The 6,474-nt window shown below is 73.1% G+C and carries 4 protein-coding genes and 1 pseudogene; 2 read left to right on the top strand and 3 right to left on the bottom strand.

From position 1 onward, the window contains the following. A pseudogene (locus GA0115259_RS05560) lies at nucleotides 1-317 on the top strand (immune inhibitor A domain-containing protein); the annotation flags it as partial. A gap of 12 nt (nucleotides 318-329) precedes the next feature. Here the strand turns inward: GA0115259_RS05560 and GA0115259_RS05555 are convergent. The 3 genes from GA0115259_RS05555 to GA0115259_RS05545 form a co-directional block, all read right to left on the bottom strand. Continuing rightward, on the bottom strand, nucleotides 330-1,862 hold the full coding sequence (locus GA0115259_RS05555) for a phytoene desaturase family protein (RefSeq protein ID WP_093591706.1): 1,533 nt from the start codon (nucleotides 1,860-1,862) through the stop codon (nucleotides 330-332). Between the two features lie 167 nt (nucleotides 1,863-2,029). Beyond that, nucleotides 2,030-4,303: a serine/threonine-protein kinase gene (locus tag GA0115259_RS05550; RefSeq protein ID WP_093591703.1), complete on the bottom strand. Its 2,274-nt coding sequence runs from the start codon at nucleotides 4,301-4,303 to the stop codon at nucleotides 2,030-2,032. Nucleotides 4,304-4,321: 18 nt separating this feature from the next. After that, nucleotides 4,322-5,323, bottom strand: coding sequence for an oxygenase MpaB family protein (locus GA0115259_RS05545; RefSeq protein WP_093591700.1), 1,002 nt, complete (start codon nucleotides 5,321-5,323; stop codon nucleotides 4,322-4,324). Between the two features lie 151 nt (nucleotides 5,324-5,474). Between GA0115259_RS05545 and GA0115259_RS05540 the strand changes: the two genes are divergently transcribed. Beyond that, on the top strand, nucleotides 5,475-6,474 hold a 1,000-nt coding region (locus GA0115259_RS05540), incomplete at its 3' end, for an ATP-dependent DNA ligase (protein WP_093591697.1).

Here is a 6,474-nt window from a genome sequence, read left to right as displayed (position 1 = left end):
CGGACGGCGGCGCGAGCTGGCGGCCGGTGCCCTTCACGACCGTACGGGCCGGGCAGGAGCCGCTGGCCCACCCCACCGGCTCCGCCACGGGCTGGTCGGGCCGCGTCTGGCACCGACTGAGCGCCGATCTCGCGGCCTGGCGCGGGACGGAGGTGAGGCTGCGCTGGCGGTACACGACGGACCGGCTGTATGTCGGACGAGGCGCGTATGTGGACGGACTGCGGGTCGAGGACGGCGGCCGTACGGTCTTCGATGACACACGGCGGGAGGACGCGGCCCGTATCGATGCGGTCGGCTGGGTGGCATCCGAGGACTAGGGCCTTCCGTGCTCACCGGCCCAGGGCCGCCATCGCCGCGTTGTGGCCGGGCACTCCGCTCACGCCGCCGCCTCGGACGGCGCCCGCGCCGCACAGCAGTACATTCGCGTGCGCCGTCTCCACGCCCCAGCGCCCGGTCTCCTCGGTGGCGTACGGGAAGGCCAGATCCCGGTGGAAGATATGGCCGCCCGGCAGCCGCAGTTCACGTTCGAGGTCGAGCGGAGTCTTCGCCTCGATGCAGGGACGCCCGTTCTCGTCCACCGCGAGACAGTCGGCGATCGGCTCCGCGAGCCGTTGGTCGAGCTGGGCCAGCGTGGCGGCGAGCAGCTCCGTGCGTACGGCGTCGTTGTCCGCAGTGAACAGCCGTGCGGGAGTGTGCAGTCCGAACAGGGTGAGTGTCTGACAGCCCTCGGCGGCGAGTCCGGGACCGAGGATCGACGGGTCGGTGAGGGAGTGACAGTAGATCTCGGACGGCGGCGCGCTCGGCAGCCGGCCGCCCGCCGCCTCCTGGTACGCCGTGGCCAACTGCTCGTATCCCTCGGCGATATGGAAGGTACCGGCGAAGGCCTCACGCGGATCGACGGACCGGTCGCGCAGCCTCGGCAGCCGGCGCAGCAGCATATTGACCTTGAGCTGGGCGCCTTCGGCGGCGGCGGGCGGTTCCTCGCCGAGAAGAGCGGCAAGGGCCTGAGGCGATGCGTTCACCAGGACCTGACGGGCCGTCACCGTACCGTCGCTCTCGCCGGTACGGAAAGAGACCTCGGCGGCGGTCCCGTCGGTGACGATCCCGGTCGCCTCGTGCCCGGTGACGATCTCGGCTCCGGCCGACCGCGCGGCGTCCGCCAGGGCGTCGGTGAACGCGCCCATCCCGCCCACCGGTACGTCCCAGTCGCCGGTGCCGCCGCCGATCACGTGGTAGAGAAAGCAGCGGTTCTGGACGAGTGACGGGTCGTGGGCATCGGCGAAGGTGCCGATCAGGGCGTCGGTGAGCACCACTCCCCGGACCAGATCGTGGTGGAACCGCTCCTCGACGGCGGCACCGATCGGCTCCTCGAAGAGCGTCCGCCAGGCGGTCGCGTCATCGACGCGCGCACGCAGTTCCTCGCGGGTGGGCAGCGGCTCGGTGAGAGTCGGGAAGATCCGCTCGGCGACCCGTCCTGTCATCCCGTAGAACTCCCGCCAGGCCGCGTATTCCCTCTCGCCACCGGTCAGCGCGGCGAAGGAGGCACGGGTGCGTCCCTCACCGACCAGCAGTCCGCCCTCGCCCAGCGGCGTGTACGAGGAGACCGTCCGCTTGCGCACGGTGAAGCGCAGGCCCAGCTCCCGCACGATCTTCTCCGGCAGCAGGGAGACCAGATACGAGTAGCGGGAGAGCCGGGCGTCCACACCGGCGAAGGGACGGCTGGAGACGGCCGCGCCTCCGGTGGTGCCGAGCCGCTCCAGTACGAGGACGGAGCGCCCGGCGCGGGCGAGATAGGCGGCGGCGACCAGACCGTTGTGGCCGCCGCCGACGATGACGGCGTCGTACGAGACATGTGCGGGCATGGCTCTTGGTAACACGCGGATGATCTCGGGGCCAGAGGTACCGGAGGTGCCGGTACGGGCTCGGCAAGGCCGGCAGGCGCGCGGACGGCCTCAGGTCCCGTACGCGTCGGAAGGTCCCGTACCTGTCAGGAGGTCCCGTACGTGCCGGGCGGAGCGCCGCCGTCCGCTCAGCGGTTCCGGCCGCCGTGGCCCTGACGCAGCGCCGCCACCTGTCGGTACAGTTCCACCGCCTCCGCTCCTCTGCCGAGCTGTTCCAGACAGTGCGCCTCGTCGTTGCGGCTGGCCAGGGCGTCCGGATGGGCGGGGCCCAGCACCCGGTCACGGGTCTCGGCGACCTGGCGGTAGACGGCCAGGGCCTCGCCCCAGCGGCCCAGCCAGCCCAGACCGACGGCGATCTCCCGGCGGCTGACGAGTGTGTCGGGATGGTCGGGCCCGAGGACCCGTTCGCGGAGCGCGCAGACATCACGGGACTCCGCGAGCGCCTCCGCCCAGCGGGCGAGCCTGCCGAGATTGACGCCGAGGCCGTGCCGTGCCCGGAGCGTCTCCGGATGCTGCGGGCCATGGACCCGGGTACGGTCCGCGACCAGCGCGCGGTACAGCTCCAGCGCCTCCGCGCTGCGGCCGAGCCGTCCCAGGCTGATACCGACCTCGTAGCGGGCGGCGAGGCTGTCGGGATGGTCGGGCCCGAGCGCGTGGGCACGGGCCGCCGCGACCTCGTGGTACGCGCTCAGCGCCTCGGGCCAGCGGCCCAGCAGCCCGAGCGTGTAGGCCACTTCGTACTGGGTGACCAGAGTGTCGGGATGGTGGGCGCCGAGCACCCGGGAGCGGGCGGCGGCGACCTCGCGGGCCAGCCGGCAGGCATCCTCCAGCCGGCCGAGCCGGCTGAGGTTGTACGCCAGGTTGTGGCGGCAGCGCAGGGTGTCCGGATGGTCGGGGCCCATGGTGCGCTCACGGGAGGCGAGGACCGCCGCGAACACCTGGTGGGCCTCGAAGTGCCGGCCGAGCTGTCCCAGGACGTACGCCATCTCCTGGCGGGCGGTGAGCGTGTCCGGATGGTCGGGGCCGAGCGCGCGCTCGCGGCCCGCCACGACCCGGGTGAACTCGCGCAGCGCGTCGGCCGTCCGCCCGGTCCTGCTGAGGGTGAAGCCGACTTCGTACCGGCTGCCGAGGGTGTCCGGATGGTCGGGGCCGAGGGCGTGCTCACGTTCCGCCGCGACCGCGCGGTGCACCTCGCCCGCCTCCTCCCAGCGGCCCAGCCGGCCGAGGCTCAGACCGGCGTTGTGCCGGCTGGCGAGGACGGCGAGCTGCTCGGGCGAGGGAGTGGGCCGCGCCCGGTGCGGATACGTCCCGGTGGCGAGACGCGGATCGGCGGGCGCGGTCCACTCGCCGGTCAGCCCGGCGGTGTGGTCGGGCGGAGTGGGCCGCAGGACGGACATGCCGGTCGCCTTGTGCCCGGTGGTCATCCCCCGGGTCCAGGACGGCAGCCGGTCCTCGTCCGGCAGCGGCGCCGGGCGGCCGGGAAAGGGCGGCGCGGGCCCTGGATCGGCTCCGGTCGGCGCCGGACGGCCGTGCTGGGCGTCAGGGCCGAGGGCCGAGCGGGCACCGCTGATCCGGCGGCGCAGAGCGCCCGCGTCCGAGGGCCGTTCCTCGGGCGTCTTGGCCAGCAGGTCGAGCACGATCCGGTCGAAGAAGCCGGGCAGATCCGCGCGGTGCCCGCTGGGCGGCCGAGGGATCGTGTCACGGTGGCCGACCAGCACCGCCCAGGCGTCGTCCAGGTCGAACGGCGGCGCGCCGGTGGAGATCTCGTACAGCACGCATCCCAGCGAGTACAGATCGCTGCGGTGGTCGACATGGCCGCCGCCGATCTGCTCGGGCGACATGTAGTGCGGAGTGCCCATGGCGATGCCCGTCCCGGTGAGCCGGGAGGTGAAACCGATGTCATGGCCGAGGCGCGCGATGCCGAAGTCGCAGATCTTCACCGTGCCGTCGGTGAGCCGCATGATGTTGGCGGGCTTCAAGTCGCGGTGGATGATGCCCTGTTCATGGGTGTAGGCGAGGGCGTCCGCGATCTGCTCGGCTATGTCGACGAGATCGGGCACCGGGAGCGGGCGCTGCCGGTTGTCCTCCAGGAGCTGGCTGAGGTTGCGCCCTTCGAGCAGCTCCATGACGAGATAGAGGACTCCCTCGTACTCGCCGAAGTCATGGACGACCGTGACGCCACGGTGCTGGAGCGCGGCGGCGACCCGTGCCTCACGGCGGAACCGCTCCCGCATGACACGCGTGAACGACGAGTCCTGCTGCGGCCCCAGCGGCTTGAGGCACTTGACCGCGACCTGCCGGCCGAGCGACTCGTCGCGCGCCCGCCACACCTCGCCCATCCCGCCGCGCCCGATCAGATCGAGCAGCCGGTAGCGGCCCTGGATCAGCCTGGTGTCCGCCATCGCGTGCTGTCGCCCCCGTCACCTCGCTGCGCCCTCCCCGGCCCGTCGCCCGTCCAGTATGGCCGCCCGGCCCTGGAGTGTGTACGGGCTGGGCCGGGTGTCGGGACCGAGCCTCGCCGTCGCCCGGAGGATGTGCTTCGGCGGAAGCTGCCAGCGCACCCGCGCCGGGATCCGCCGAAGCAGCTTCCCGGCGGCAGTGAGCCGGTGGGTGACGGCCTCCGGCGAGGGAGCCGCTCTGCCGTAGAGCGCGTGGGCGAACGGCGGCAGGGCCTGGTAGGCGAGCGAGGCCACCCGGCGCCAGAGCAGCTCACGGGCCGGGACCAGCAGCGGGTGGGCCGGTGGCCGGCGCAGGAAGCCGTCCACCTCCCGCGCCTCGGGACCGCACTCCAGCTCGGGCAGAACCTCGGCGAAGTAGCCGGCCAGCTCGGCGGTGGTGCCGGGCACCTGGTCCGGGTCGAGACCGACCAGCCGGGCGCCCACCCGGTGTTCGGCCACATAGCGGTCGGCCTGCGCGTCGCTGAGGACGATGCCGGAGCGGCGCAGGACATGGAGGTACGAGTCGGCCTCGGCGCAGTGCACCCAGAGCAGCAGCGCCGGTTCGTCGACGCCGTACCGCTCTCCCGTGACGGGATCGGTGGCCGTGAGGAGCCGGTGGATACGGCGGACCCGGGCGCCCGCCCGCTCGGCGGCCTCGGTGGTGCCGTAGCTGATGGTGCCCACGAAGTGGGCCGTACGCCGCAGCCGGCCCCAGGCGTCCTTTCTGAAGTCGCTGTTCTGGGTGACGCCACGGACTGCGCGTGGGTGCAGTGCCTGGAGATAGAGGGCGCGGATTCCGGCGATCCACATCATCGGGTCGCTGTGGAGCTGCCAGGTGATGGAGCCCGGCCCGAAGAGCCCGGGATCGGCGGCCCGCTCGCGGGACGGGCCGCCGGACTCGCCGCCGCCACCGGACTCGCCGCCACCTCGCGAGTGCTGTTCACCTCGGGAGTCCCGCTCGCTCCGGGGATCCGTCCCGCCCATGTCCGTCCTCCCCGCCGTGTGCCCGCTCCGTGTGCTCGCTCCGGCCGTCCCACCACCGGGCGGAGTACGGCCAGGCTAACCCGGTGAGCGCACCGGACTCCCGGCCCCCACCGGACGCGCGCGCACGCGTCCGGCGTAGCACGATGGCTGCATGATGCTGGCACCGCTCGCCCGTGTCTCCCGGGAGGTCGCGCAGACCTCGGCGCGGTCCCGGAAGATCTCCTTGCTGGCCGGAGTGTTCCGTACAGCGGGGCCCGAGGACGTGCCTGTCGTCATCCCGTATCTGGCCGGGCGGCTGCCTCAGGGCCGTATCGGCGTCGGCTGGAACGCCCTCAAGGACCCACCGCCGCCCGCGGACCGGGCCACCCTGACCGTGCATGAGGTCAATGACGCCTTCACCGCTCTCGCCGCGGTCGCAGGCCCGGGCTCACAGGGCGAGCGGCGGCGGCTGGTCCAAGAGCTGCTGGCGGCGGCCACCGAGGACGAGCAGCGCTTCCTCGTCGGGCTGATCTCCGGTGAGCTGCGGCAGGGAGCGCTGGACGCCGTCGCGGTCGAGGCGCTCGCGGAGACCTCCGGCGTCGGCGCCGCCGTGGTGCGGCGGGCGGTGATGCTGGCGGGCTCGCTGCAACAGGTGGCGCAGCGGCTGCTGGCCGAAGGACCGCATGTGCTGGAGGAGTTCCTGCTGACCGTGGGTCGGCCGGTCCTGCCGATGCTCGCGCAGAGCGCCGGAAGCGTCACGGAGGCGGTCGGCCGGCTCGGCACCTGCGCCGTCGAGGAGAAGCTGGACGGGATCCGGGTACAGGTCCACCGCGACGGACCGGCCGTACGGATCTTCACCCGCACCTTGGACGACATCACGGACCGGCTGCCCGAGGTGACGGAGGCGGCGCTCGCGCTCGACGGCGACCGTTTCGTCCTGGACGGCGAGGTCATCGCTCTGGACGAGATGGGCAGGCCGCGGCCGTTCCAGGAGATCGCGGGCCGGGTGGGCTCCCGTACCGATGTACGGTCCGCGGCGGTGGCGGTGCCGCTCTCCCCGGTCTTCTTCGACATCCTCGCGGTGGACGGCGAGGATCTGCTCGATCTGCCGGGCGCGGAGCGGTACGCGGCGCTGGCGCGGCTGGTGCCCGAGCCGATGCGGGGACGGCGGG

It is taken from the genome of Streptomyces sp. MnatMP-M17, from assembly GCF_900091995.1.
In the GTDB taxonomy this organism is placed as follows: domain Bacteria; phylum Actinomycetota; class Actinomycetes; order Streptomycetales; family Streptomycetaceae; genus Streptomyces.
This window is presented reverse-complemented; position numbering and strand designations above follow the sequence as displayed.